Source organism: Pseudanabaena sp. UWO310 (genome assembly GCF_006861605.1).
Lineage (GTDB): Bacteria > Cyanobacteriota > Cyanobacteriia > Pseudanabaenales > Pseudanabaenaceae > Pseudanabaena.
This window is the reverse complement of sequence record NZ_SELU01000129.1, coordinates 1-473: the sequence shown is the minus strand read 5'-3', so window position 1 is coordinate 473 and position 473 is coordinate 1. Positions and strand designations below refer to the sequence as shown.

1 protein-coding gene is annotated in these 473 nt (G+C 45.0%); it reads right to left on the bottom strand.

Annotation, left to right across the window (positions count from 1 at the left end):
• On the bottom strand, nucleotides 1-473 hold a 473-nt coding region (locus PseudUWO310_RS22600), incomplete at both ends, for a Uma2 family endonuclease (RefSeq protein WP_190316139.1).

The window sequence follows — 473 nt, the reverse complement described above, 5'->3', positions numbered from 1 at the left end:
CAACCAAGACACACCATTCTCTAATATCAACCCAAGTTCCACACCCATTGGCGCGATCTCATAATGTCCGCGATCATTAGGCAGCATTTTGACATAGCGACTATCCAGCAAATGATAAGCCTCAAGATTGTCTCTAAATCCGTCAAAAATCACATAAAAGGGAATCCGAATCGCTTGCTCGTAAACCCAGAATTTCCCAGCTTTTTCAGTCTCACTAGGTGGCGTTGTATCTCGTTCTTCTGATCCATTACCAGAGACAAATTCGATCGCAATTAAGGGCGCGACAAATTCTTTCCACAGTACATAAGAACGACGATATTCGCCATCGAGAAGCGGCGATACATTCGGCACATAAAACCAGTCTGGTGCTTCGGCTCCTTTTTCGGGTGGCTCCATCATTCGCCAGTAAATGCCGCTATCTTGACCAATGCAGTAACGTCCATCGGAATGTAGTTTTTCTAAAACTGGTGCGA